General features: G+C 58.1%; 21 protein-coding genes and 1 tRNA gene. 15 read left to right on the forward strand and 7 right to left on the reverse strand.

Annotation, left to right across the window (positions count from 1 at the left end; all coding sequences use genetic code 11):
- Genes purL through purC form a run of 6 tightly spaced genes read right to left on the reverse strand, consistent with a single transcriptional unit; the run spans position 1 to position 5,087 of the window.
- A complete protein-coding gene (gene purL / locus IOD40_RS01270) occupies positions 1-2,199 on the reverse strand; it encodes a phosphoribosylformylglycinamidine synthase subunit PurL (RefSeq protein WP_198473485.1) in 2,199 nt (732 codons plus the stop codon).
- A gap of 53 nt (positions 2,200-2,252) precedes the next feature.
- The gene (locus IOD40_RS01275; RefSeq protein ID WP_198473487.1) at positions 2,253-2,909 is read right to left on the reverse strand and encodes a hypothetical protein; all 657 of its coding nucleotides are present in this window, start codon (positions 2,907-2,909) and stop codon (positions 2,253-2,255) included.
- A gap of 49 nt (positions 2,910-2,958) precedes the next feature.
- Complete coding sequence (locus IOD40_RS01280; RefSeq protein WP_198473489.1) at positions 2,959-3,354, reverse strand: hypothetical protein; 396 nt, start codon at positions 3,352-3,354, stop codon at positions 2,959-2,961.
- Positions 3,351-4,019 carry a phosphoribosylformylglycinamidine synthase subunit PurQ gene (gene purQ, locus IOD40_RS01285; RefSeq protein WP_198473491.1) on the reverse strand — a complete coding sequence of 223 codons (669 nt, stop codon included), beginning with the start codon at positions 4,017-4,019 and terminating at the stop codon, positions 3,351-3,353. Before purQ ends, IOD40_RS01280 begins: the two co-directional genes overlap by 4 nt.
- Positions 4,020-4,037: 18 nt before the next feature.
- A complete protein-coding gene (gene purS, locus IOD40_RS01290) occupies positions 4,038-4,280 on the reverse strand; it encodes a phosphoribosylformylglycinamidine synthase subunit PurS (RefSeq protein ID WP_198473493.1) in 243 nt (80 codons plus the stop codon).
- An 18-nt stretch (positions 4,281-4,298) separates the two neighbouring features.
- On the reverse strand, positions 4,299-5,087 hold the full coding sequence (gene purC, locus IOD40_RS01295) for a phosphoribosylaminoimidazolesuccinocarboxamide synthase (RefSeq protein WP_198473495.1): 789 nt from the start codon (positions 5,085-5,087) through the stop codon (positions 4,299-4,301).
- A gap of 259 nt (positions 5,088-5,346) precedes the next feature.
- Between purC and tuf (IOD40_RS01300) the strand changes: the two genes are divergently transcribed.
- The 11 genes from tuf (IOD40_RS01300) to IOD40_RS01350 all read left to right on the forward strand — a co-directional run bounded on the left by tuf (IOD40_RS01300) (position 5,347) and on the right by IOD40_RS01350 (position 20,545).
- A complete protein-coding gene (tuf, locus tag IOD40_RS01300) occupies positions 5,347-6,522 on the forward strand; it encodes an elongation factor Tu (protein ID WP_198473497.1) in 1,176 nt (391 codons plus the stop codon).
- Positions 6,523-6,765: 243 nt separating this feature from the next.
- A tRNA-Trp gene (locus IOD40_RS01305) sits at positions 6,766-6,841 on the forward strand.
- Positions 6,842-7,137: 296 nt separating this feature from the next.
- Complete coding sequence (gene secE / locus IOD40_RS01310; protein WP_198473499.1) at positions 7,138-7,341, forward strand: preprotein translocase subunit SecE; 204 nt, start codon at positions 7,138-7,140, stop codon at positions 7,339-7,341.
- A gap of 27 nt (positions 7,342-7,368) precedes the next feature.
- Entirely contained in the window at positions 7,369-7,908 is a 540-nt protein-coding gene (gene nusG, locus IOD40_RS01315; RefSeq protein ID WP_198473501.1) for a transcription termination/antitermination protein NusG, read from the forward strand.
- 154 nt (positions 7,909-8,062) lie between these two features.
- A complete protein-coding gene (gene rplK, locus IOD40_RS01320) occupies positions 8,063-8,491 on the forward strand; it encodes a 50S ribosomal protein L11 (protein ID WP_198473503.1) in 429 nt (142 codons plus the stop codon).
- Between the two features lie 4 nt (positions 8,492-8,495).
- On the forward strand, positions 8,496-9,197 hold the full coding sequence (gene rplA / locus IOD40_RS01325; protein WP_198473505.1) for a 50S ribosomal protein L1: 702 nt from the start codon (positions 8,496-8,498) through the stop codon (positions 9,195-9,197).
- A gap of 329 nt (positions 9,198-9,526) precedes the next feature.
- Positions 9,527-10,045 carry a 50S ribosomal protein L10 gene (gene rplJ, locus IOD40_RS01330; protein ID WP_198473507.1) on the forward strand — a complete coding sequence of 173 codons (519 nt, stop codon included), beginning with the start codon at positions 9,527-9,529 and terminating at the stop codon, positions 10,043-10,045.
- Positions 10,046-10,101: 56 nt separating this feature from the next.
- Positions 10,102-10,479: a 50S ribosomal protein L7/L12 gene (gene rplL, locus IOD40_RS01335; RefSeq protein ID WP_198473509.1), complete on the forward strand. Its 378-nt coding sequence runs from the start codon at positions 10,102-10,104 to the stop codon at positions 10,477-10,479.
- Between the two features lie 195 nt (positions 10,480-10,674).
- On the forward strand, positions 10,675-14,841 hold the full coding sequence (gene rpoB, locus IOD40_RS01340) for a DNA-directed RNA polymerase subunit beta (protein WP_198473511.1): 4,167 nt from the start codon (positions 10,675-10,677) through the stop codon (positions 14,839-14,841).
- A 124-nt stretch (positions 14,842-14,965) separates the two neighbouring features.
- The gene (rpoC, locus tag IOD40_RS01345; protein ID WP_198473513.1) at positions 14,966-19,162 is read left to right on the forward strand and encodes a DNA-directed RNA polymerase subunit beta'; all 4,197 of its coding nucleotides are present in this window, start codon (positions 14,966-14,968) and stop codon (positions 19,160-19,162) included.
- A 306-nt stretch (positions 19,163-19,468) separates the two neighbouring features.
- Positions 19,469-20,545, forward strand: coding sequence for a helix-turn-helix transcriptional regulator (locus IOD40_RS01350; RefSeq protein ID WP_198473515.1), 1,077 nt, complete (start codon positions 19,469-19,471; stop codon positions 20,543-20,545).
- A gap of 149 nt (positions 20,546-20,694) precedes the next feature.
- Here IOD40_RS01350 and IOD40_RS01355 read toward each other — a convergent pair whose 3' ends face one another.
- Positions 20,695-20,976, reverse strand: coding sequence for a transcriptional regulator (locus IOD40_RS01355; protein WP_198473517.1), 282 nt, complete (start codon positions 20,974-20,976; stop codon positions 20,695-20,697).
- Between the two features lie 465 nt (positions 20,977-21,441).
- Between IOD40_RS01355 and rpsL the strand changes: the two genes are divergently transcribed.
- The 4 genes from rpsL (at position 21,442) to tuf (IOD40_RS01375) (ending at position 25,698) form a co-directional block, all read left to right on the forward strand.
- Positions 21,442-21,813: a 30S ribosomal protein S12 gene (gene rpsL / locus IOD40_RS01360; RefSeq protein ID WP_198473519.1), complete on the forward strand. Its 372-nt coding sequence runs from the start codon at positions 21,442-21,444 to the stop codon at positions 21,811-21,813.
- A 56-nt stretch (positions 21,814-21,869) separates the two neighbouring features.
- On the forward strand, positions 21,870-22,340 hold the full coding sequence (gene rpsG / locus IOD40_RS01365) for a 30S ribosomal protein S7 (protein ID WP_198473522.1): 471 nt from the start codon (positions 21,870-21,872) through the stop codon (positions 22,338-22,340).
- A gap of 27 nt (positions 22,341-22,367) precedes the next feature.
- Positions 22,368-24,458: an elongation factor G gene (gene fusA, locus IOD40_RS01370; protein WP_198473524.1), complete on the forward strand. Its 2,091-nt coding sequence runs from the start codon at positions 22,368-22,370 to the stop codon at positions 24,456-24,458.
- A gap of 64 nt (positions 24,459-24,522) precedes the next feature.
- Entirely contained in the window at positions 24,523-25,698 is a 1,176-nt protein-coding gene (gene tuf / locus IOD40_RS01375) for an elongation factor Tu (RefSeq protein ID WP_198473526.1), read from the forward strand.
- Position 25,699 lies beyond the last annotated feature (1 nt).

Raw genomic sequence — 25,699 nt, forward strand, 5'->3', positions numbered from 1 at the left:
TCAGTTGCACATGAACCTGGGGAACCAGCCTTCATGGGCGGCCTTAAGTTCAGCGACCGGTATGGCATGCACACTGCCGAGCTTCAAGGATGAGCCCCCGGTCACTCCGATATGCTGAATGCTGACGCCTTCAGCCGCCAGGCCTTCCGCAGCGCCCTTGGCAACGGTGACAAGGTAACGACCCTGATCTTCACCAAAGAAAGATGCGACGGCCGAATCGGACTTTGGTTCGTCAATCGTTGCACCAATGCCCGAAGCCATCGCCATTTCGGCAATTGCGACTGCAAGGCCACCATCTGACAGGTCATGAGCCGAGGTAGCGATGCCCTTGCTGATCAGTTCGCGCACGAAATCGCCGGTGCGACGTTCCGCTGCAAGATCGACATGTGGCGCGAGGCCTTCCTTGCGGCCGTGAATCTCACGCAGATACGCGGATTGTCCCAGATGTGTCCCGAATTCGGCAGGTGCGCCGATGAGGAGGATTTCCTCGTTCTCCGCAGCAAACGCGACCCGGCCCATGCGCGCCCAGTCCGCGATCAGGCCGACACCGCCGATCGTCGGCGTAGGCATGATGCCCTTGCCAAGGGTTTCGTTGTAAAGCGACACGTTGCCCGAGACGATCGGGAAGTCGAGGGCGCGGCACGCTTCGCCGATGCCCTTAATCGCAAATACCAACTGCCCCATGATCTCTGGCCGCTCGGGGTTGCCGAAGTTGAGGTTGTCGGTTGCTGCCAGCGGTAGCGCGCCACTGGCCGTCAGGTTGCGCCAGCACTCTGCAACCGCCTGCTTGCCGCCTTCGTATGGGTCGGCCTCGCAGTAGAATGGATTAACATCCGACGAGAAGGCGAGGGCCTTCTTTTCATGGCCTTCGACGCGGATGACGCCCGCATCGGCACCGGGACGTTGCAGCGAGTTGCCCTGGATGAGGGTGTCATACTGCTCCCAGACCCAACGGCGTGAGGACAGGTTCGGAGAATCAAGGAGCTTCAACAGCGAATCGACAATGTCGCCCGCAGGGATGGTATCCGATGCGAGTGCCGCCGGTGCGACAGGCTCGACCCACGGGCGGTCGTATTCCGGTGCTTCGTCGCCTAGTTCCTTGATCGGGAGATTCGCGACCTCGACGCCCTGGTGGAAGACGCGGAAGCGAAGGTCATCGGTGGTGACGCCGACAATTGCGAAATCAAGACCCCACTTGCGGAAAATGGCTTCGGCTTCTGCTTCCTTTTCCGGACGCAGGACCATCAGCATGCGTTCCTGGCTCTCCGAGAGCATCATCTCGTATGCCGTCATGCTCTCTTCACGAACGGGAACGGTGTCCAGGTCGAGGCGGATACCGAGGTCACCCTTGGCGCCCATTTCAACTGCCGAACATGTCAGGCCGGCGGCGCCCATGTCCTGAATTGCAATCACGGCACCGGAGGCCATCAGTTCCAGGCAGGCTTCCAGAAGGCATTTTTCAGTGAATGGGTCACCAACCTGGACGGTGGGACGCTTTTCTTCGATCGATTCGTCGAATTCCGCCGACGCCATGGTCGCGCCACCGACACCGTCCCGGCCAGTCTTGGCGCCGAGATAGACGACAGGGAGGCCTACGCCTTCCGCCTTTGAATAGAAAATCTTGTCGGCGTCCGCCAGGCCCGCGGCGAACGCGTTGACCAGAATATTCCCGTTGTAGCGTTCGTCGAACTGAACCTCGCCGCCAACGGTCGGGACGCCGAAGGAATTGCCATAGCCGCCGACACCGGAGACGACGCCAGAGACAAGATGCCTGGTCTTCGGATGATCCGGCGCACCAAAGCGCAGTGCGTTCATCGCCGCGACCGGCCGAGCGCCCATTGTGAACACGTCGCGAAGGATGCCACCGACGCCCGTTGCCGCGCCCTGATAGGGCTCAATGTAGGACGGGTGGTTGTGGCTCTCCATCTTGAAGACCACTGTCTGGCCATCGCCAATATCAACCACGCCCGCGTTCTCACCCGGACCTTGAATGACCTGCGGCCCGGATGTCGGGAGCGTCCGGAGCCATTTCTTGGACGACTTGTATGAGCAGTGCTCATTCCACATCGCCGAGAAGATACCCAGTTCGGTGAAAGTCGGTTCGCGACCGATCAAGTCGAGAATGCGCTGATACTCATCCGGCTTGAGGCCGTGCGAAGCGACCAGTTCAGGCGTGATGGGAAAGTCGTTGCGGATCATGGTTCTTCCAACGTCGTCGAACTGGCATCGCCAGTCTTGATAATCTTAGCAGCTCACGCTGCCGGATCGAGGCGGTTACGTGCATCCGCTACCGCTGACGGTACCGGGGCGAGGAGACGCGATGCGAAAGCCACTCCCATGCAGGCGATCACACCGTAAGCGTTCAATTCAAGCTGTTCTTCAAGGAACACGAAAATGTTGGTCCATTCGGAGCCATCCGTGGCAAGGTTCTCACAAAGATTGGAGCCGAGCATGATGGCTGCCACAGCAACGACGGGCCATAGGTGGATCAACCGAACGGACCGCGCAGCGCGAAGCAGGGGGGCCGTGTGCCTCGCCAGAAGCGCGATCAGGACCAGCAGAACGGGCATCCAGAAGGCGAGCCGTACGGTGTCGCTTCGCATCTGATAGATCCAGCTATCAGTTCCATAAGCACTAAAATCGAACTCCCGCTGCAGCATCAACAGCATCAGCGCTGCCCAGGTTGTCATAACGGAACGCAGAGGCCCTTTCGCCAGATAGGCAGAGACGACACCCGCAAGCAACGAAACCAACAGTGCGAATAGCTGCACATCTTCGATGGGGCCGTTCTCGACCGACGCATCGACCCAGCCGACCAGTGCTACGGCAGAGAAGCCAAAGAGGTTCAATACTGCAAGAAGCAGTACCGTGTACCGCGAGAACTGACTTCCGAAAGCGAAAATCGACAAGGACTTTTCCTAATGGATGCAGAAAACTGCGCCAGGCTCCTGCCAGGCATTAGCCGCAAGATTGGTCTCCGCGCCGCCAGCGATCAACATCGCCAGCTACCCGGGAACCCGTCGGTCCATCCAGCATCGGACCAAAAGCGCTCACTTGCCCAGCGTTTCCTTCTGCCTGCACCACCAGCAACGGACGGCCGCCAAAATTGCCGCGTGGTACCAGCAGGAAGCGTGGACGCCCCGTGAACGAGTTCAATTCATTTGCGAAGCTGTAGCTACGGAACGCGGCATCGCCGCTGGCGAACCAGCAACGGTGAGCAGCCTTGGCCACTACTTCCATGTTTCGCAAGGCGGAACTCTTACCGCCCTGCTGTGCTGGCGCCGATGGCTTGGATTGGCAAGCGGCAAGGGCTGCAAGTGCGGCAATGATGGCTGCACTTGCAAGGATTCTCATGCAGCAATACCCAGAGCGCTCTCAAACAGGCCGCGCCCGTCCGTACCGCCATGGGCAGCTTCGATGAGGTTTTCCGGATGAGGCATCATCCCGAGAACGTTACCCTTCTCGCTGACAATCCCGGCGATGTTGTTGATCGAACCGTTAGGGTTGGTGCCTTCGGCATACCGGAACGCAACCTGACCTTCACCTTCGAGGCGGGCGAGCGTTTCTGCGTCAGCAAAATAATTGCCGTCATGATGCGCGACCGGGCAGCGGAGGATCTGTCCGGGCTGATAGGCTCGCGTGAAGGCAGTATTCGCGTTCGCGACTTCCAGCTTAACTTCGCGGCACACAAATTTCAGCGACGTGTTGCGCATGAGTGCGCCCGGAAGCAATCCCGCCTCAAGCAGGATCTGAAAGCCGTTGCAGACGCCCATGACAAGGACGCCCTTGGCGGCTTTCTCCGCCACGGCCTTCATTACCGGCATGCGCGCCGCAATGGCACCGCAGCGCAAATAATCGCCATAAGAAAAGCCACCGGGGATGACGATCAGGTCAACGTCCGGAATTTCGGTGTCGGTTTGCCACACCGTGAGAGGTGCGCGGCCGCCTATCTTGGTCAGCGCCGCGATCATGTCGCGGTCGCGGTTCAAGCCAGGCAGCAGGACAACGGCAGACTTCATGTCAGTCGGGCCTCCGGGTCAGGAGATGGTGACCGAGTAATTCTCGATCACGGTGTTCGCGAGCAATTGCTCGCACATGGCCTTGACCTCAGCTTCAGCCTTGGCCTTGTCAGTGCCTTCCAGTTCAAGGTCGAACACCTTGCCTTGGCGAACCCCGGAAACGCCATCAAAACCCAGCGCGCCCAGCGCGCCTTCGATGGCCTTCCCTTGGGGGTCGAGAACTCCGTTCTTGAGCGTTACGGTAACGCGCGCCTTGATCACGTGGCGTGTCCTTCAAGCTTAGTGAATGCTGCCCTTGTCGGGCTTGGAGGAGACGAGTACCGGGCCGGAGCGTGGCGGCTCGTTCTCATTCATTATGCCGAGACGGCGGGCAACTTCCTGGTAGGCTTCGACCAGGCCGCCCATGTCACGACGGAAGCGATCCTTGTCGAGCTTGTCCTGGGTGGTGGTGTCCCACAGGCGGCACGAATCCGGCGAAATTTCGTCAGCAAGAACGATGCGCATCATGTCGCCTTCGAACAGGCGGCCGCATTCGATCTTGAAATCAACGAGCTGGATGCCGACGCCAAGGAAAAGGCCGGTGAGGAAGTCGTTGACCCTTATGGCGAGCGCCATGATGTCATCGATTTCCTGAGGCGCGGCCCATCCGAACGCGGTGATGTGCTCCTCGGAGACCATCGGATCGTCGAGCGCATCTGCCTTGTAATAAAACTCGATGATCGAACGCGGCAGAACCGTGCCTTCCTCGATGCCGAGGCGCTTTGCGAGCGAGCCAGCAGCAACGTTGCGGACAACGACTTCCAGCGGGATGATCTCGACTTCCTTGATCAGCTGCTCACGCATGTTGAGCCGCTTGATGAAGTGGGTCGGGATCCCGATCCGGTTCAGGTGATTGAAGATGTGCTCTGAGATTCGGTTGTTCAGGACACCCTTGCCGTCAACGACCTCATGCTTTTTCTTGTTAAACGCGGTTGCGTCGTCCTTGAAAAACTGAATCAGGGTTCCAGGCTCCGGCCCCTCATAGAGGATTTTGGCCTTGCCTTCATAGATGCGGCGGCGACGGGTCATGGCGATCTCTGGTTTCCGGCGCGGTTTTGACGCCGCGCTCCTGTTGCTACAAGGCCATGGCGGCCTTAGCCTGCGACTGGATTCACAGCGGCTCTCTATCTTAATCTTGTGCGCGGCTCAATTGGCAAAGCTGTGATTGCACAGACGTCGGCGCCAAAACTCCAAAAAACCACAAAAGGCTTGTGTTTTTCAGCGGTACTGGGTAAGCGCCCGCAAACTACATCCATACGCACCCACACGGCGTCAAAGGGAAGTTGAAATGGCCAAAGGTAAATTTGAGCGCACGAAGCCGCATGTGAACATCGGTACGATTGGTCACGTTGACCATGGCAAGACGTCGACGACGGCTGCGATCACGAAGTACTTCGGTGATTTTAAGGCGTACGACCAAATCGACGCTGCACCGGAAGAGAAGGCACGCGGCATCACCATCTCGACCTCGCACGTTGAGTACGAGACGGAGAACCGTCACTACGCCCACGTCGACTGCCCGGGTCACGCGGACTACGTCAAGAACATGATCACCGGTGCTGCGCAGATGGACGGTGCGATCCTGGTCGTGTCGGCAGCTGACGGCCCGATGCCGCAGACCCGTGAGCACATCCTGCTCGCTCGTCAGGTTGGTGTTCCGGCGATCGTCGTGTTCCTGAACAAGGTCGACCAGGTCGACGATCCGGAGCTGCTCGAGCTGGTTGAGCTGGAAGTTCGTGAGCTTCTGTCGACCTACGAGTTCCCGGGTGACGATGTTCCGATTGTTCCGGGTTCGGCACTTGCCGCTCTGGAAGACTCCAACAAGGAGATCGGTGAAGACGCGATCCGCAAGCTGATGGCTGCGGTTGACGAATACATCCCGACCCCTGAGCGTCCGGTTGACCTTCCGTTCCTGATGCCGATCGAAGACGTGTTCTCGATCTCGGGCCGTGGTACGGTTGTGACCGGTCGTGTTGAGCGCGGCATCGTCAAGGTTGGTGAGGAAGTCGAGATCGTCGGCATTCGTCCGACCGGCAAGACGACCGTCACCGGCGTTGAAATGTTCCGCAAGCTGCTCGATCAGGGCCAGGCTGGCGACAACATCGGCGCTCTGGTTCGCGGCGTTGGCGGTGAGGACGTCGAGCGCGGTCAGGTTCTGTGCAAGCCGGGTTCGGTCAAGCCGCACACCAAGTTTGTTGCAGAAGCCTACATCCTGACCAAGGAAGAGGGCGGCCGTCACACCCCGTTCTTCACCAACTACCGTCCGCAGTTCTACTTCCGCACGACCGACGTGACGGGCATTGTGATCCTGCCGGAAGGCACCGAAATGGTGATGCCGGGCGACAACATCACGGTTGACGTCGAGCTGATCGTTCCGATCGCGATGGAAGAGAAGCTGCGCTTCGCTATCCGCGAAGGTGGTCGTACGGTCGGCGCCGGCATCGTCGCGTCGATCAAGGAATAAATCTTCGCCATCTGGCAGAAGAATCGAAACGGGCGGCCATTGGTCGCCCGTTTTGCGTTGGGGTGCTTCTTCTGGTTTTTGGGCAGTGGTTCGGGTGCGAGTAACGGATAGAGCTGCGGATTTTTCCCTGAATTTTCTTCGTTTTCAGGTCGCGCTCAAAACGGCGGAAAAACTATGCGTAACGCCCATTTAGGGGCTTGCATACCAACGAAAGACGACATAGAAGGCACTCACCAACGGTGCAGGGGTATAGCTCAGTTGGTAGAGCGGCGGTCTCCAAAACCGCAGGTCGCGGGTTCGAGCCCTGCTGCCCCTGCCAGCTTCATAAATCGCATCGCGCAAGTTCGTCCTTCATTTTGTGTTTGGAAAAGCCTCCGGAATTCGCGGAGTGATTTACCTAGGGGGCTTGCGCTGCAATTCATTCAGTTCTATATGGTTATCAACGCAAGGCGCGTAGGGCTGTTAAGAGGCTTTACGCGCCCGAATTGCATGTCTAGAAGTCAGTTACTCAGGCATCGATTCGGTGATGCGAGCGCAGTCTCCGCGGTACGGCGGCGGGTTGTGTGGAGGGTTCCAGCTCCGGATTGTCGGGGCTAATATAAAAAAGAGCGACAGATGGCGTCAAAGACCACCAATCCCTTCGTCTTCCTTCAGCAGGTTCGTACCGAGACTGCAAAGGTGACGTGGCCGACCCGGCGTGAGACCATGATCTCGACGCTGATGGTGATGGTCTTCGCCTGTATTGCTGCGCTGTTCTTTTTCGCGTCCGACCAGTTGATGGCGTTTGCCATTGAGTTGATCCTGGGCCTCGGGCGCTAGCGCCGTCGAATACGGGGATTTTTGATTATGACCGCGCGGTGGTACATCGTTCACGCTTATTCGAACTTCGAAAAGAAGGTCGCTGAAGATATTGAGAACAAGGCTCGTCAGAAGGGTATCTCCGAGCTGATTGAGCAGCTTGTTGTTCCGACCGAAAAGGTTGTCGAGATTCGTCGCGGCAAGAAGGTCGATGCAGAGCGGAAGTTTTTCCCCGGTTACGTGCTGATGAAGGCGACGCTGACCGATCAGGTTATCAGCCTGGTGAAGAATACGCCGCGTGTGACCGGTTTCCTTGGTGAGGATCCGCGCACGGCGAAGCCGGTGCCGATCCCGGAGAAGGAAGCGCTGCAGATCCTGCATCAGGTTCAGGAGGGTGTGGATCGTCCGAAGCCGTCCATCTCGTTCGAGATTGGTGAAACGGTTCGCGTATCCGATGGCCCGTTCGCTTCCTTCAGTGGTTTCGTTCAGGAAGTCGACGAAGAGCGTTCGCGTCTCAAGGTTGAAGTTTCGATCTTCGGGCGCGCTGTTCCAGTGGATCTAGAATTCGGTCAGGTCGAAAAGGCCTGATTGTAATCCTCCTCTCTCGAGGGGAGGCGGGGTGCTTAAAGTCACCCCAGAGATGGTGGGAGGTCAGGTGGCTTTAGCCGGTCGCTATGTTCCGGACCACCAACTGCAACCGCCGGTCTTGGTTGGGTCGGCATCAGACAAGGGCAGATGAGAAATGGCTAAGAAGATTGCAGGCCAGCTCAAGCTTCAGGTTCCCGCGGGTTCGGCGACGCCGTCGCCCCCGATCGGTCCTGCGCTTGGTCAGCGTGGCATCAACATCATGGAGTTCTGCAAGGCGTTCAACGCGGCGACCCAGGATGCTGAAAAGGGTCAGCCGACCCCGGTTGTCATTACGTACTACCAGGACAAGTCCTTCACCTTCGTCATGAAGACGCCGCCGGTGACGTACTTCTTGAAGAAGCACGCCAACCTGAAGTCGGGTTCCAAGGAGCCGGGTAAGGTTTCGGTCGGTTCGATCGCACGTGATAAGGTTCGTGAGATCGCCGAAGCGAAGTTGAAAGACCTGAACGCGACCGACGTGGACGCCGCCATTCGTATGGTGGAAGGCTCCGCTCGTTCCATGGGCCTGGAAGTGGTGGGCTGAGACGATGGCTAAGAAAATTGCAAAGCGTGTCGCCAAGTCGCGCGACGGCCTCGATTTCGACAAGCTGTACGACCTTTCCGAAGCTATCCAGCTTCTGAAGGATCGTGCGACGGCGAAGTTTGATGAGACCATCGAAGTTGCGATGAACCTCGGTGTTGATCCGCGTCATGCTGACCAGATGGTTCGTGGCGTTGTCAACCTGCCGAATGGCACCGGTCGTACCGTTCGCGTTGCCGTGTTCGCACGTGGCGATAAGGCAGAAGAGGCTAAGGCCGCTGGTGCTGACATCGTCGGTGCAGAGGAATTGGTCGAGATCGTCCAGAAGGGCGAAATCAACTTCGATCGCTGCATTGCCACCCCGGATATGATGCCGCTGGTCGGTCGTCTTGGTAAGGTGCTTGGCCCGCGTGGCATGATGCCAAATCCGAAGGTCGGTACCGTTACTGTTGATGTCGCTGGTGCAGTGAAGGCTTCTAAGGGCGGTGCTGTTGAGTTCCGCGTCGAGAAGGCCGGTATCGTGCACGGTGGCGTAGGCAAGGTGTCGTTCGACGCCAAGGCGCTGGAAGAAAACATCCGCGCTTTTGCTGATGCGGTCATCAAGGCAAAGCCGACGGGTGCCAAGGGCAACTACGTCAAGCGCGTTGCACTTACGTCGACCATGGGTCCGGGCCTCAAGCTCGACCTGGCAAGCATCACGGTAGCTTAAGGCTATCTGACGAATTCCGGTTCCCGTTCGCGGGGACCGGTGCGGTGTCGGGAAACCGATGCCGATCCTGTCCGAGATTGCAGGCGGTCTGGTCGCCAGTCCTTAATCCATACGGGTCTGCATGAGACGGGTAAGAACAGATTTCGGGGTTATGCCTCGCATGAAGTTCGAACCGTGTTGGCCTTTTGTCCGAACGCCGGCTTGCCGGCAGGAGAAAGGGGACAGGAACCCTCGAGCGTCGCTCGGGCGTGTTCTCAGGAAGACGTCTCTAGCGGCAAAAGGCAACCGATGCATCTTTCGAAAGAGAGATCATCAACTGGAGATAGGCAGTGGATAGAGCGGAAAAGCGCGAATTCGTCACGGCCCTGAGCGACGTGTTCAAGAGCACGGGTTCGGTAGTCGTGGCCCACTATGCCGGTCTGACCGTTGCAGAAATGACCGATCTTCGGTCAAAGATGCGCGCAGCGGGCGGTACCGTCAAAGTCGCGAAAAACCGCCTCGCCGTTATCGCTCTTCAGGGTACCGATTCCGAAGGCATGAAGGATCTGTTCAAAGGACAGACTCTGATCGCCTACGCGGACGATCCAGTTGCTGCTCCTAAGGTCGCAGCCGATTTCGCCAAGGCGAATGACAAGCTTGTCATTCTCGGTGGTGCAATGGGTGCTTCCGTGCTCAACGCAGATGGTGTGAAGGCTCTCGCCACCATGCCGTCGCTGGACGAGCTCAGAGCAAGGCTTGTCGGCATGATTCAGACGCCGGCAACCCGGATCGCAGCAGTCGTCAACGCACCGGCAGGAAATCTTGCCCGCGTTTTCGGCGCTTATGCCCGGAAGGACGAGGCAGCGTAAGGCTGTTTCTACTTAGATAAACAACACCTGTTCGAACTTTCTAAAGGAATATTAAAATGGCTGATCTCGCCAAGATCGTTGAAGACCTGTCGGCTCTGACCGTCCTCGAGGCTGCTGAGCTGTCGAAGATGCTGGAAGAGAAGTGGGGCGTTTCAGCTGCTGCTCCGGTTGCTGTTGCAGCTGTTGCTGGCGGCGGTGCTCCGGCTGAGGCTGCTGAGGAGAAGACCGAGTTCGACGTCATCCTCACAGACGCTGGCGCTCAGAAGATCAACGTCATCAAGGAAGTCCGTGGCATCACCGGCCTGGGCCTCAAGGAAGCCAAGGACCTGGTCGAAGGCGCACCTAAGGCTGTCAAGGAAGCTGTTTCCAAGGACGAAGCGGAGAAGATCAAGGGCGTGCTGGAAGCAGCAGGCGCTAAGGTCGAACTGAAGTAATTCAGTCGCGGGTCTGGCCGGGGTGCTTCTCTGGCCAGTCCCGCGTAAGTTGATACAGAACCTCTTTCCTGTGGGCCGGATTACGGCCTTCAGGAAACGGGTTTTTACCCGTTTAGAATAGATCGCGCGGTGGTCGCGGTCGGCAGGTGCGGCGGCGTAAGCCAGTACTAAGCCGTAAGGCAGCAAGGAGCGACGATGGCCCAGACCCACACGTTCAATGGTCGCAGGCGTGTACGCAAGTATTTCGGGAAAATACCCGAGGTTGCGGAGATGCCGAACCTGATCGAGGTTCAGAAGGCATCCTATGACCAGTTCCTCATGGTAGACGAGCCGCAAGGCGGTCGTCCCGATGAGGGGCTACAAACGGTTTTCAAGTCGGTTTTCCCGATCTCCGACTTTTCGGGTGCCTCTATGCTCGAATTCGTCAAGTACGAGTTCGAAGCACCGAAGTTTGACGTCGATGAGTGCCGCCAGCGTGATCTGACCTTTGCCGCTCCTTTGAAGGTCACGCTGCGCCTGATCGTGTTCGATATTGACGAAGATACCGGCGCCAAGTCCATCAAGGACATCAAGGAGCAGGATGTCTATATGGGCGATATGCCGCTCATGACGGACAATGGTACCTTCATCATCAATGGTACCGAGCGTGTCATCGTTTCCCAGATGCACCGTTCGCCGGGCGTGTTCTTCGACCATGACAAGGGCAAGACCCACTCGTCCGGCAAGCTGCTGTTTGCCGCGCGCGTGATTCCGTACCGTGGTTCCTGGCTCGATATCGAGTTCGATTCCAAGGACGTCGTCCACGCCCGCATCGACCGTCGCCGCAAGATCCCTGCAACCAGCCTTCTGATGGCTCTTGGCATGGACGGCGAAGAAATTCTGTCGACCTTCTACAATAAGCTGACCTATGTGCGCGCGGGCGATCACTGGCGCTTCCCGTACAACGCAGAGCGCTTCCGCGGTCTCAAGACCGTCAACGACCTCGTTGACGCTGATACCGGCGAGGTTGTGGTCGAGGCTGGTCGTAAGATCACTGCCCGCCAGGCCAGGCAGCTTGCCGAAAAGGGGCTGAAGGCGATCAAGGCTACCGACGAGGATCTGATCGGGGCTTACCTTGCTGAGGATATTGTTAACTACGAGACCGGTGAGATTTATCTCGAGGCTGGTGACGAGCTTGAAGTTACCGTTGACGCCAAGACCGGCGAGCGCAAGGGCAACCTGATCGAGCTGATCAAGCTCGGCCATGACGAGGTCAAGGTTCTCGACATCGACCACGTCAATGTCGGTGGATACATCCGTAATACGCTCGCGATCGACAAGAACGAGAACCGTCAGGATGCGCTGTTCGACATCTACCGCGTGATGCGTCCTGGCGAGCCGCCCACCATCGACACCGCGGAAGCGATGTTTAATTCGCTGTTCTTCGATCCGGAGCGCTACGATCTTTCGGCTGTCGGCCGTGTCAAGATGAACATGCGCCTCGAGCAGGATGCAGAAGACACTGTTCGTGTACTGCGCAAGGAAGACATCCTTGCCGTGGTCAAGACGCTTGTCGAACTGCGTGACGGCAAGGGCGAGATCGACGACATTGACAACCTTGGCAACCGTCGTGTTCGCTCGGTTGGCGAACTGATGGAGAACCAGTACCGCGTCGGGCTGCTTCGTATGGAGCGCGCGATCAAGGAGCGTATGTCCTCGATCGAGATCGATACGGTCATGCCGCAGGATCTGATCAATGCGAAGCCGGCTGCCGCTGCTGTTCGTGAGTTCTTCGGCTCCTCGCAGCTGTCGCAGTTCATGGACCAGACCAACCCGCTGTCAGAGATCACGCACAAGCGTCGTCTCTCGGCGCTTGGACCTGGCGGTCTAACGCGTGAGCGCGCCGGCTTTGAAGTCCGTGACGTTCACCCGACGCATTACGGCCGTATCTGCCCGATTGAAACGCCGGAAGGCCCGAACATCGGTCTGATCAACTCGCTGGCTACGTTTGCTCGTGTCAACAAGTACGGTTTCATTGAAAGCCCGTACCGCAAGGTCGTTGACAGTCAGATTACTGACGATGTCGTCTACCTTTCAGCCATGGAAGAGGCCAAGCACTACGTTGCGCAGGCCAACGCCGAACTGGATGAGAACGGTCGTTTCGTTGAAGAGTTCGTGATTTGCCGCCACGGTGGCGAAGTCATGATGACTCCGCGCGAGAACGTCGACCTGATGGACGTCTCGCCGAAGCAGATGGTCTCGGTTGCTGCCGCGCTGATCCCGTTCCTGGAAAACGACGACGCGAACCGCGCTCTGATGGGCTCCAACATGCAGCGTCAGGCCGTGCCACTGGTGCGCGCCGAGGCTCCTTATGTTGGAACCGGCATGGAACCGATCGTCGCCCGTGACTCGGGTGCTGCGATTGCAGCGCGTCGTGGCGGTGTTGTCGATCAGGTTGACGCAACGCGTATCGTTGTTCGTGCGACAGAAGATCTTGATCCGGGCAAGTCCGGTGTCGATATCTATCGTCTGATGAAGTTCCAGCGTTCGAACCAGTCCACCTGCATCAACCAGCGTCCGCTGGTTCGTGTTGGCGACCCGGTGAATAAGGGCGACATCATTGCAGACGGTCCGTCGACCGATCTGGGCGATCTCGCGCTCGGCCGGAACGTGCTCGTCGCGTTCATGCCGTGGAACGGCTACAACTACGAGGACTCCATCCTCCTTTCCGAGCGTATCGTTGCCGATGACGTCTTCACCTCGATCCACATCGAGGAATTCGAGGTCATGGCTCGCGATACGAAGCTTGGGCCTGAGGAAATCACGCGCGACATTCCGAACGTTTCGGAAGAAGCTCTGAAGAACCTCGACGAAGCCGGTATCTGCTACATCGGTGCTGAAGTTCAGCCGGGCGATATTCTCGTTGGCAAGATTACACCGAAGGGCGAGAGCCCGATGACGCCGGAAGAAAAGCTTCTGCGCGCGATCTTCGGTGAAAAGGCTTCGGACGTCCGTGACACCTCCATGCGCATGCCGCCCGGAGCTTACGGTACCGTTGTGGAAGTTCGTGTCTTCAACCGCCACGGCGTGGAGAAGGACGAGCGCGCCATGGCAATCGAGCGCGAGGAAATCGAGCGTCTCGCCAAGGACCGTGATGACGAGCAGGCGATCCTTGATCGCAACGTCTACGCGCGTCTTGCCGACATGCTGACGGGCAAGGAAGCTATTGCTGGGCCGAAGGGTTTCAAGAAGGGCACCGTCCTTACTCGTGAAGCTCTGGTCGACTACCCGCGTTCGCAGTGGTGGCAGTTCGCCATCGAGGACGAGAAGCAGCAGAGCGAACTTGAAGCCCTGCGTGGACAATATGACGACTCCAAGAAGGCGCTCGAGCAGCGCTTCATGGACAAGGTCGAGAAGGTCCAGCGTGGCGACGAGATGCCTCCGGGCGTCATGAAGATGGTCAAGGTCTTCGTTGCCGTGAAGCGCAAGATGCAGCCAGGCGACAAGATGGCTGGCCGTCACGGTAACAAGGGCGTCGTCTCGCGCATCGTTCCGGTCGAGGATATGCCGTTCCTCGAAGATGGTACGCATGCGGACATCGTTCTGAACCCGCTAGGTGTTCCGTCGCGAATGAACGTCGGCCAGATCCTGGAGACGCACCTCGGTTGGGCTTGCGCCGGCATGGGCAAGAAGATCGGCGATCTGCTGGAGGCCTATGAGGCTGCCGGCGAGATTGGTCAGCTTCGCGACACCATCGAAAAGATCATTCCTGAGAATGATCGCAACGAGCCGGTGCGGAACTATGATGACGAGTCGATCGTTCGACTTGCGGAGCAGATGAAGCGCGGTGTTTCGATCGCCACCCCGGTATTCGACGGTGCGAACGAGGCGGACATCAACGAGATGCTGACCCAGGCTGGTATGGCTACCAGCGGACAGTCGACGCTTTACGATGGACGTACCGGTGAGCCTTTCGATCGTCAGGTGACGGTTGGCTACATCTACATGCTGAAGTTGCACCACCTCGTGGATGACAAGATCCACGCACGTTCGATTGGACCTTACTCGCTGGTTACCCAGCAGCCGCTTGGCGGTAAGGCTCAGTTCGGTGGCCAGCGCTTCGGTGAGATGGAAGTGTGGGCGCTTGAAGCATATGGGGCGGCGTACACGCTGCAAGAGATGCTTACCGTCAAGTCGGACGACGTTGCAGGTCGTACAAAGGTCTACGAGGCGATCGTTCGCGGTGACGATACGTTCGAAGCGGGCATCCCGGAGAGCTTCAACGTTCTCGTCAAGGAAATGCGTTCGCTGGGCCTCAATGTCCAGCTCGACAACTCGGAGGCCGACCCGGCTCAGACCCGTCTCCCAGACGCTGCCGAGTAAGGCGTCAGACTTTGCACCGCGGGGCCATTGCCCCGCGGTGCCACAGACAAGAAGCGGCGACGATGCGGCCCTTGCCGTTGCTGCTTAATCAGATGAGGGGCGAAGCCCCGATAAGGAGAACGGCATGAACCAAGAGGTCATGAATCTCTTCAACCCTCAGGCTCCGGCGCAGACGTTCGATTCGATCCGAATCTCCATCGCCAGCCCCGAGAAGATTCAGTCCTGGTCCTTCGGCGAGATCAAGAAGCCGGAGACGATCAATTACCGCACGTTCAAGCCCGAACGTGATGGTCTGTTCTGCGCGCGTATCTTTGGTCCGATCAAGGACTATGAGTGCCTTTGCGGCAAGTACAAGCGCATGAAGTACAAGGGCGTCATTTGCGAAAAGTGCGGCGTTGAGGTCACCCTCTCGCGCGTGCGTCGCGAGCGCATGGGCCACATCGAGCTGGCCGCGCCTGTCGCCCATATCTGGTTCCTGAAGTCGCTTCCGTCGCGTATCGGCACGCTGCTTGACATGACGCTCAAGGATATTGAGCGCGTTCTCTACTTCGAGAACTACATCGTCACGGAGCCGGGCCTGACCGCGCTGAAGGAACACCAGCTTCTTTCGGAAGAAGAGTACATGATCGCCGTTGACGAATACGGCGAGGACTCTTTCACGGCCATGATCGGCGCCGAGGCAATCCATGAACTGCTGTCCGGCATGGATCTGGAGAGGATCGCTGGTGATCTGCGCGCGGAACTTGCCACCACGACGTCTGAACTGAAGCAGAAGAAGTTCCTCAAGCGCCTCAAGGTCGTTGAGAACTTCATCGAGTCCGGCAACCGTCCGGAGTGGATGATCATGCGCATCATTCCGGTGATCCCGCCGGATCTGCGTCCGCTCGTTCCGCTGGATGGTGGTCGTTTTGCGACCTCGGATTTGAATGACCTCTATCGTCGGGTCATCAACCGTAACAACCGTCTGAAGCGCCTGATCGAACTGCGCGCACCGGGCATCATCATCCGTAACGAAAAGCGCATGCTGCAGGAAGCTGTTGACGCGCTGTTCGACAACGGCCGTCGTGGCCGCGTCATCACCGGTGCCAACAAGCGTCCGCTGAAGTCGCTGTCCGATATGCTCAAGGGCAAGCAGGGCCGCTTCCGTCAGAACCTGCTCGGCAAGCGCGTCGACTATTCCGGTCGCTCGGTCATCGTGACCGGTCCGGAACTGAAGCTGCACCAGTGCGGTCTGCCAAAGAAGATGGCGCTCGAGCTCTTCAAGCCGTTCATCTACGCTCGTCTTGACGCCAAGGGCTTCTCCTCGACGGTCAAGCAGGCGAAGAAGCTGGTCGAGAAAGAGCGTCCGGAAGTCTGGGATATCCTTGACGAAGTCATTCGTGAGCATCCGGTTCTTCTGAACCGTGCGCCGACCCTGCACCGTCTTGGCATCCAGGCGTTTGAGCCAGTCCTGATCGAAGGCAAGGCAATCCAGCTCCACCCGCTCGTCTGTACTGCGTTTAACGCGGACTTTGACGGCGACCAGATGGCCGTGCACGTCCCGCTGTCGCTTGAAGCGCAGCTCGAAGCTCGCGTGCTCATGATGTCGACCAACAACATCCTGCATCCGGCCTCCGGCGCACCGATCATCGTGCCGTCGCAGGACATGGTTCTGGGTCTGTACTACCTGTCGATCGTCAATGAGAACGAGCCGGGCGAGGGCATGGCGTTCGCCGACATGGGCGAATTGCATCATGCGCTCGAGACCGGGGCAGTCACACTGCACTCGAAAATCAAAGGTCGTTACAAGGGCGTCGACGCAGACGGCAACGTCGTGTCGAAGATCTATGACACGACTCCGGGCCGCATGATTATTGGTGAGTTGCTGCCGAAGAACGTCAACGTTCCGTTCGACACTGCGAATCAGGAGATGACCAAGAAGAACATCTCCAAGATGATCGACACGGTCTATCGTCACTGTGGTCAGAAGGAGACTGTTATCTTCTGTGACCGCGTGATGGCGCTTGGCTTCTCGCACGCATGTCGCGCGGGCATCTCGTTCGGCAAGGATGACATGGTCATTCCGGACACGAAGCTGAAGCTCGTCAGCGAGACGGAAGCACTCGTGAAGGAATACGAGCAGCAGTACAATGACGGTCTGATCACTCAGGGCGAGAAGTACAACAAGGTGGTCGATGCCTGGGCCAAGTGCTCGGAGAAGGTCGCCGAAGAAATGATGGGCCGCATTAAGGCGGTCGAGTTCGGCGACGACGGTCGTCAGAAGCAGATGAACTCGATCTACATGATGTCGCACTCGGGCGCTCGTGGTTCTCCGACCCAGATGCGTCAGCTCGCAGGTATGCGCGGTCTGATGGCGAAGCCGTCGGGTGAGATCATCGAGACGCCGATCATCTCGAACTTCAAGGAAGGTCTAACCGTCCTTGAGTACTTCAACTCGACCCACGGTGCTCGTAAGGGCCTTGCTGACACCGCGCTGAAGACGGCGAACTCGGGTTACCTGACCCGTCGTCTGGTCGACGTTGCTCAGGACTGCATCGTCAACGCGGTTGATTGTGGCACTGAGAAGGGCCTCACGATGCAGCCGATCGTCGATGCTGGTCAGGTTGTGGCGTCGCTCGGCTCGCGTGTACTCGGTCGTACCGCGCTCGATGATGTGCTGCATCCGGTCAGCGGCGAGGTTCTGGTCAAGGCTGGAACGCTCATCGATGAGCGCGATGTCGACGTCATCGAAAAGGCTGGCATCCAGTCGCTGCGGATTCGTTCGGCACTCACCTGTGAGGTCCGTACGGGCGTGTGCGCGGTCTGCTACGGCCGTGACCTGGCACGTGGTACGCCGGTGAACCAGGGTGAAGCGGTCGGCGTCATCGCAGCGCAATCGATCGGTGAGCCTGGTACTCAGCTTACGATGCGTACGTTCCACATGGGCGGTACCGCGCAGGTCGTGGATACCTCGTTCCTTGAGGCTTCCTACGAGGGCACGGTTACGATCCGTAACCGCAATGTGGTTCGGAACTCCGACGGGCACCTGGTCGTCATGGGCCGTAACTCGGCGGTCGTGATCGTTGACGAGGGTGGCAAGGAACGTGCCGTTCACCGTCTGACTTACGGTGCGCGCATCTACGTTGATGATGGTGACCTGGTTCGCCGTGGCCAGCGAATTGCTGAGTGGGATCCGTATACCCGTCCGGTTCTGACCGAAGTAGGCGGTAAGGTCGTGTTCGAAGACCTTGTAGACGGCATCTCGGTTCAGGAAACCGCGGATGAGGCGACCGGTATCACCAAGCGTGAGGTCATCGATTGGCGTTCGACACCACGTGGCGTCGATCTGAAGCCTGCCATCACCGTCATGGATGAAAAGGGCAAGCTGCATAAGCTCGCCAAGGGCAGCGATGCTCGCTTCATGCTCTCGGTTGAGGCAATTCTGTCGGTCGAGCCGGGTGCTGTCGTCCAGCCGGGTGACGTGCTTGCTCGTATTCCGATGGAAAGTGCCAAGACCAAGGACATTACCGGTGGTCTCCCGCGCGTTGCCGAGCTGTTCGAAGCGCGTCGTCCGAAGGATCACGCTGTCATCGCGGAAATCGATGGTACGGTACGCTTTGGTCGCGACTACAAGAACAAGCGTCGTATCGTGATCGAGCCGCATGATGAGCAGCTTGAGCCAGTCGAGTACCTGATCCCGAAGGGCAAGCCATTCCATCTTCAGGAAGGCGATACCATCGAGAAGGGCGAGTACATCCTCGACGGCAATCCGGCACCACACGACATCCTGGCGATCAAGGGCGTTGAGGCACTCGCTTCGTACCTCGTGAACGAAATCCAGGAAGTCTACCGCCTGCAGGGCGTTATGATTAACGACAAGCACATCGAGGTGATTGTCCGTCAGATGCTGCAGAAGGTGGAGATCACGGAGCAGGGCGACTCGACCTACATTCCGGGCGACCACGTCGACGTGATCGAACTGGACGAAGGCAACGATCGTCTTATCGAAGAGGGCAAGAAGCCAGCAGCCGGTCAGCCGGTTCTGCTCGGCATCACCAAGGCTTCGCTTCAGACGCCTTCGTTCATCTCCGCTGCTTCGTTCCAGGAGACAACTCGCGTTCTCACCGAGGCTGCAGTTGCTGGTAAGACCGACACCCTGCAGGGGCTCAAGGAGAACGTCATCGTTGGTCGCTTGATCCCGGCAGGTACCGGCGGACAGATGACGCAGATCCGTCGCATTGCAATGCAGCGTGACGATCTGATCCTCGACGAGCGTCGTAAGTCGACCGGTGCTGAAGTGGCAGCGCCGATGCTGACGGATATGACCAGCGCGGCCGAATAATCGGAACGCTATGGCAAACTAAAAGGGTCGCCGGTCTCCGGCGGCCCTTTTTTCATTCGGCTTCTATTGGTGATTCAGCGCCATCTACGGCAATGCATGAGCAAGCGCAGTAAGCAGGGAGTTGTTTTCTCCTTGCGTCACGAGTATTCGGAGGAAGGGGATTGCGCGTTTCTTAACGCGTGAGTTGGGGTTTGGGGGAAGACCATATACGCCGATGATTTCATAAGGCGATCGATTGCTGAAATTCAGGGAACGATCCGAGAGGTAGGTTGGGGTAGGGCAGGCTGGGAGGACGTTACGCGTCTGATGGCCAAGATATTGCCAGGCTCCGTGTCGAGCATCCTGAATTATGACCTGACACGACCCGCAGTTGTTTCTAATTTCATAACCGGCATCGATCCGAGCTACCTGTCATCTTATGTCGCTCATTATGTAACCAGAAATCCTTGGCTGGAATTTTGGGGAAATCTGCCGTCCGGCAAAGTAGCAATCACCGAACGTGACAGCCCATCTTCAGCGTTCGTGGATAGCGAATTCTACAACGACTGGCTCGCACCACAGCGCCATATGGGGGCCGCGACGGGCATCAAAATTGACCTTGCTGTACGAAAGACGATCCTTGTCGGCTGGAACTATGATGTCGAGTCTGCCTATGGCTACGATGCGCAGGCGGCCGCCATTTTGCACGGGGTGCGTTCTTCATTCAAAGAAGCCGCGCAGGCCGCCCATATTCTTGGCGGCCGGCTGGAGCGGAAGATCCGGCTAGGTCAACTGATCCGGCACATCGACGGTGCCGCCATTCTTGTCACACGAAATCGATGCATTCGTGAAGCCAACGATCGGGCCGCGACCGCATTCGATGAAGGCAACGTTATTGGCAATATCGGCGGACGTCTAACGATTCGTGGTGCGGGTTATCAGGCCCGCCTTGATGAGATGATTCAAAGGGTGCTCGATCGAGGTGAGACTGAGCAAACTGATACGTTCATCATCGGTGAGCACGTGGTCGGTGCAGTGGTGACTGCCGCACCTACGTTGGAAGCCGGGGAGAATAGTCTGCTGGTACCGCCGGCACCCCTGGCACTGGTCGTTTTGAAGCGACTCGCTGGTGGGTCTGTGGGGCTCGACGATACAAGCTTGCGCGCGGCCTATGGCCTGTCAGCCGGGGAATGCCGATTGTGCGGCTTGCTCCTCAATGGATATTCTATCGCCGAAGCTGCGGAGTTGCTTGGCGTTACTGAGGGAACAGTCCGCCAGAGGGTCAAAATGATCTTCCAAAAAACGGGCACTCACCGTCAGGGTGAGCTCGTTGCGCGTCTTGCAGGCTTTACCACCGCGGTTGGAGGACTGGGTTGTGAGCACAATGCTCCCATTTGGGAGTAGGTAAAGGCGATTTGGCGAGTTATATAGGGTGTGGGCTGGGAGGAAATGGCGTTCTGCCGCTGCCGCTCGGCTCGACGGTTGTGGTTTCATTGTGGAATCGCAAACCCTTTAGCCGCCTGCCCAGTGGCCCCTGGTCAGGCGGCCTTTTATTATCGGTCTTCTTCGAAGGTAACGATCGCTACTTCGCCTTCGAGCGCACCTTGCCAGGCGGACAGATGGGGCTCTTCATCCGGCGCGTCTTCCATTTCACCGATTTGATCCAACTCTGCTTCCGCATACCCTTCGCGCGCAAGTGCCTCGAGCGCGAGTCGCACGGCTGAGTCGTCGTCCGCGGCTACCACCATGATGTGGGCACCCAGCGATTCTCCTCCTTTGTTGCGCCAAACGCGTCCGACAATAATTGTGACGCGCTGCAGACCATTGTCATCCATCACCTGATTCCCTACATCATGTATTCGCGTTCGATCTCTAGCTGAAATATCGCCAGTACGATGCCTTTGTAATTGGCTTGCCCGTCGAAAATTGGCTCGCTGCCACCTTACATGGAAATTTTATTGTCGCCGGAGCGTCAAACGCATCGTTGATGACCTGGATCGCGCGATTGTTAAGCGGTTGGGGTTGACGATACGACGTGTTGCGAGTAGAAGCCGCAACGTCTGAGCCGATGTGAGGCCTGTTCTTTCGGAGCGCCACGCTCTGAAGTTCGCCTCAAACAGGGTTCGTTTTACGAGCGACTTTTACATTGCCGGCTTGCAAGAAGCGTCCGCGCTTCCTCTGCGTTTGTTTGGGCGAGACCATAATAGGTGGTTTGTGGCCCAAATTCCTGTATGGAACAGGCGCTCAAACGGCTCTGCAAGGGGCGTGAGACACAGGTTCGAGATAAGAAGGAAGGTTTGATGCCTACCGTCAACCAGCTGATCCGCAAGCCGCGCCAAGCGCCGGTAAAGCGCAATAAGGTTCCGGCCATGGAGGCCAACCCGCAGAAGCGTGGCGTTTGTACGCGCGTCTACACAACGACGCCGAAGAAGCCGAACTCGGCTCTGCGGAAAGTTGCAAAGATTCGCCTCGTGAATGGTTTCGAGGTGATTGGTTACATTCCTGGTGAGGGTCACAACCTCCAGGAGCACTCTGTCGTTATGATCCGTGGCGGCCGCGTGAAGGATCTTCCCGGCGTTCGCTATCACATCATTCGCGGTGTGCTCGATACGCAGGGTGTGAAGAATCGCAAGCAGCGCCGCTCCAAGTACGGCGCAAAGCGTCCGAAGTAGGGATTTCCGGCTGCGGCAATTCCATAAGCCGAGCCGACGATTGAGAGACAGAGAACATGTCCCGACGCCATAGTGCAGAGAAGCGCGAAATCAATCCGGATCCGAAATTCGGTGATCTCGTCATTACCAAGTTCATGAACGCCATCATGCTCCACGGCAAGAAGTCGACTGCTGAGTCGATCGTCTACGGTGCCCTGGATCAGGTTCAGGCCAAGGCGAAGCAGGAGCCGCTGGCTATGTTTCATCAGGCCCTGGACAACGTAGCGCCGCACGTTGAGGTCCGCTCGCGTCGCGTTGGTGGTGCGACCTATCAGGTTCCGGTTGAGGTTCGTACGGATCGTCGTCAGGCTCTGGCCATCCGCTGGCTGATCGCTGCTGCTCGCAAGCGCAACGAGACGACCATGGTTGATCGCCTGAGCGGCGAGCTGCTCGACGCTGCAAACAACCGCGGCACCGCTGTCAAGAAGCGTGAAGACACGCACAAGATGGCTGAAGCCAACCGCGCCTTCGCGCATTACCGCTGGTAATCCGGCGAATTAGAACGAGGCACCCAAATGGCCCGCGAATATAAGCTCGAAGACTACCGCAATTTCGGCATCATGGCTCACATTGATGCCGGCAAGACGACGACGACCGAGCGTATCCTTTACTACACCGGCAAGAGCCACAAGATGGGCGAGACGCACGATGGCGCCGCGACCATGGACTGGATGGCTCAGGAGCAGGAACGCGGTATCACCATCACCTCCGCGGCTACGACCACGTTCTGGCAGGGTCGCGATGGTAAGAAGCGTCGCTTCAACATCATCGATACCCCGGGTCACGTCGACTTCACCATTGAGGTCGAGCGCTCCCTTCGCGTGCTTGACGGTGCCGTTGCACTCCTGGACTCGAATGCTGGCGTTGAGCCGCAGACCGAGACCGTCTGGCGTCAGGCGGAGAAGTATCATGTCCCGCGCATGATCTTCTGCAACAAGATGGACAAGATCGGTGCGGACTTCTACCGCTGCCTCGAGATGATCAAGTCGCGTCTTGGCGCTGTTCCGCTCGCTATTCAGCTGCCGATCGGCGCTGAGAACGAGTTCAAGGGCGTCATCGATCTTATCGAGATGAAGTCGATCGTCTGGCACGACGAGACGGCGGGTGCCGCTTACGAAGTCGGCGAAATCCCGGCTGACCTTCAGGCCAAGGCTGAGCAGTACCGCGAAGCCATGATCGAGACGGCGGTCGAGATGGACGAGGGCGCCATGGAGCGTTACCTTGAGGGCGAACTTCCGGACAACGATGAGCTGCGCTCGCTGATCCGTAAGGGCACCATCTCGGTCAAGTTCCATCCGGTCCTTTGCGGTACCGCGTTCAAGAACAAGGGCGTTCAGCCGCTTCTTGATGCTGTTGTCGACTTCCTGCCTGCTCCGAACGAAGTTCCGGACATCAAGGGCATCGATCCGAAGACCGAAGCAGAGACCACTCGCAAGTCGTCCGACGACGAGCCGCTCTCGATGCTGGCGTTCAAGATCATGAACGATCCGTTCGTCGGTTCGCTGACCTTCTGCCGTATTTACTCCGGCAAGGTTACGAAGGGCATGTCGCTCGAAAATACCGTGAAGGGCAAGCGCGAGCGCATCGGCCGCATGCTGCAGATGCACTCGAATTCGCGTGAGGATATCGAAGAGGCATTTGCAGGCGATATCGTTGCTCTGGCAGGTCTTAAGGAGACCACGACCGGTGACACGCTCTGCGACCCGCTGAAGCCGGTCATTCTTGAGCGCATGGAATTCCCGGAGCCGGTTATCCAGATTGCGATCGAGCCTAAGACCAAGGGCGACCAGGAAAAGATGGGCCTGGCACTCAACCGTCTGGCTGCTGAGGATCCGTCCTTCCGCGTCAAGACCGACGAGGAAAGCGGCCAGACCATCATCGCCGGTATGGGTGAGCTTCATCTGGACATTCTCGTCGACCGCATGCGTCGCGAGTTCAAGGTTGAGGCCAACGTTGGTGCGCCTCAGGTTGCTTACCGCGAAACCATTACCCGCACTGCTGAGGTGGACTACACCCACAAGAAGCAGACGGGCGGTACCGGTCAGTTCGCTCGCGTTAAGCTCATTTTCGAGCCGAATCCGGAGAGCGAAGAGTTCGTCTTCGAGTCGAAGATCGTCGGCGGTGCAGTTCCGAAGGAATACATTCCGGGCGTCCAGAAGGGCATCCAGAGCGTTCTGTCTTCCGGTCCGCTGGCAGGCTTCCCGATGCTGGGCGTCAAGGCGACCCTCATCGACGGTGCCTTCCACGACGTCGACTCCTCGGTTCTGGCGTTCGAGATCGCGTCGCGTGCAGCCTTCCGTGAAGGTGCACAGAAGGCCGGTGCTCAGCTCCTCGAGCCGATCATGAAGGTCGAGGTTGTGACCCCGGAAGACTACGTTGGTTCGATCATCGGTGACATCAACGGTCGCCGCGGACAGATCCAGGGACAGGAAGCTCGTGGTATCGCCGTTGTGGTTAACGCGATGGTTCCATTGGCGAACATGTTCAAGTATGTGGACACCCTGCGTTCGATGTCTCAGGGCCGTGCCCAGTACACGATGCAGTTTGACCACTACGACCCGGTCCCGACTGCTGTCGCCCAGGAAATCCAGAAGAAGTTCGCGTAACCGCTTGACGGACGCAAAAGCCGAAACGACTGCCTGATTAGGCAATAAGGAATGGAGAAGTCACATGGCCAAAGGTAAATTTGAACGCACGAAGCCGCATGTGAACATCGGTACGATTGGTCACGTTGACCATGGCAAGACGTCGACGACGGCTGCGATCACGAAGTACTTCGGTGATTTTAAGGCGTACGACCAAATCGACGCTGCACCGGAAGAGAAGGCACGCGGCATCACCATCTCGACCTCGCACGTTGAGTACGAGACGGAGAACCGTCACTACGCCCACGTCGACTGCCCGGGTCACGCGGACTACGTCAAGAACATGATCACCGGTGCTGCGCAGATGGACGGTGCGATCCTGGTCGTGTCGGCAGCTGACGGCCCGATGCCGCAGACCCGTGAGCACATCCTGCTCGCTCGTCAGGTTGGTGTTCCGGCGATCGTCGTGTTCCTGAACAAGGTCGACCAGGTCGACGATCCGGAGCTGCTCGAGCTGGTTGAGCTGGAAGTTCGTGAGCTTCTGTCGACCTACGAGTTCCCGGGTGACGATGTTCCGATTGTTCCGGGTTCGGCACTTGCCGCTCTGGAAGACTCCAACAAGGAGATCGGTGAAGACGCGATCCGCAAGCTGATGGCTGCGGTTGACGAATACATCCCGACCCCTGAGCGTCCGGTTGACCTTCCGTTCCTGATGCCGATCGAAGACGTGTTCTCGATCTCGGGCCGTGGTACGGTTGTGACCGGTCGTGTTGAGCGCGGCATCGTCAAGGTTGGTGAGGAAGTCGAGATCGTCGGCATTCGTCCGACCGGCAAGACGACCGTCACCGGCGTTGAAATGTTCCGCAAGCTGCTCGATCAGGGCCAGGCTGGCGACAACATCGGCGCTCTGGTTCGCGGCGTTGGCCGTGAGGACGTCGAGCGCGGTCAGGTTCTGTGCAAGCCGGGTTCGGTCAAGCCGCACACCAAGTTTGTTGCAGAAGCCTACATCCTGACCAAGGAAGAGGGCGGCCGTCACACCCCGTTCTTCACCAACTACCGTCCGCAGTTCTACTTCCGCACGACCGACGTGACGGGTATTGTGATCCTGCCGGAAGGCACCGAAATGGTGATGCCGGGCGACAACATCACGGTTGACGTCGAGCTGATCGTTCCGATCGCGATGGAAGAGAAGCTGCGCTTCGCTATCCGCGAAGGTGGTCGTACGGTCGGCGCCGGCATCGTCGCGTCGATCAAGGAATAAG

The organism is Aquamicrobium zhengzhouense (assembly GCF_016124105.1).
Lineage (GTDB): Bacteria > Pseudomonadota > Alphaproteobacteria > Rhizobiales > Rhizobiaceae > Aerobium > Aerobium zhengzhouense.